General features: G+C 41.6%; 2 protein-coding genes. One reads left to right on the forward strand and one right to left on the reverse strand.

Translation table 11 applies throughout. The annotated features are described in order from the left end of the window. Positions 1-182, forward strand: a 182-nt coding sequence (locus F6K49_RS48910; protein ID WP_293103318.1) for a hypothetical protein, incomplete at its 5' end; no start/stop codon positions are given. Between the two features lie 279 nt (positions 183-461). Here F6K49_RS48910 and F6K49_RS48915 read toward each other — a convergent pair. Next, positions 462-1,229 carry an SDR family NAD(P)-dependent oxidoreductase gene (locus tag F6K49_RS48915; protein ID WP_293109956.1) on the reverse strand — a complete coding sequence of 256 codons (768 nt, stop codon included), beginning with the start codon at positions 1,227-1,229 and terminating at the stop codon, positions 462-464. Positions 1,230-1,428: the final 199 nt, after the last annotated feature.

Genomic DNA, 1,428 nt, shown 5'->3' on the forward strand with positions numbered 1-1,428 from the left:
TATTTGGAGAAGCCGTTTCTAAAAGAATTGAAGGAGAGCCTTGGTTTTGGTTAGGAACCTTAAGCTTAGTTGTGATTAATGCCGGGATTGGTTTGATGATTGAAAGCGGATTGATATCCGGTTTTCCTAGGGATAACGTTGCCAAAGACGATTCCAAAGAATCAGTTTTAAAGACTGAATAAAGGCTTTATCTAAGCATTCAGCATTCAGCGGTCAGCGGTCAGCGGTCAGCGGTCAGCGGTCAGCGGTCAGCGGTCAGCGGTCAGCGGTCAGCTGACAATCAACCTCTTTCGTGACTATTCAACTAATCCTTACCTCTTGTCTTGAAAAGACTTTTGTGACTATTAAACTAATCCTTAGCTGTTTTATTCAAAAGCTGATAACTGATCGCTGATTGCTGATAGCTGATCCCTGATCGCTGATCGCTGATCGCTGATCGCTAATAGCTGATCGCTGATAGCTTACCAAGGTAACTTGCTTCCATCCCAGGAAAAAAACTCTCCACTATCCCCTTTATCCAGCTTTTCGATTACCCCCAGTAGTTGAGTAACAGTACGCTCTACTGGGAATAACTTATCAGCAGGTACATTTTTTTGAAAGGGTTTAGAAAGGCGCGTATTGGTTGTACCAGGATGTAACGTGACAACGATAGTTTGAGGACTTTTTCTACTGTATTCAATTGCCACCGTTCGCATAAACATATTTAACGCTGCTTTCGATGCTCGATAGCCATACCATCCTCCCAGTTGATTATCACCAATACTGCCAATTTTGGCAGAAATGCTAGCAAAAATACTGCGATCGCTATGACGGAATAATGGTAAAAGATGTTTAGCCAGCAGCACTGCTCCAATACTGTTAACCTGGAAGTAACGGATCAAGTGTTCTGAATTAATCTGTTTCAGGCTTTTTTCTGGTTGTAAGCTGCCGTCATGAAGCAATCCAACACAATTGATCACTAAGTGGAGTTTGTCTATCCCTACACTAATTTGTTTGACAGCTTCAGATACTTGCAACTCGTCAGTAATATCCATCGATAGACAAACTAATCGATTAGGATAGTTGTTTGCAAGGGCAATTAATTCTGAACTAGAATCACGATGACGATAAGTGCCATAAATCTTGGTAAACGTTTCATCTTTCAGCAATTGTTTGACAAAAGCCAGACCAATACCTCCACTGGAACCGATAATCAAGGCATTGGCATTGTTAATTCCATCTATAAACATTTATTAGTGCTCCGCGTAGGGAGTAGGGAGTAGGGAGTAGGGAGTAGGGAGTAGGGGGAATTTTGGGAAGTTTGCGGAGATAGGGCAGATTTTTGTTAAGAGGAATTATCCTGATAGGATTGTAACGCTTAAATTATAGCGTTTCTCGTAGCTATGAGGTACACATTATTTTTTACCTCTTCCCTCTTCCCTTTTCCCA

Source organism: Moorena sp. SIO3I6 (genome assembly GCF_010672095.1).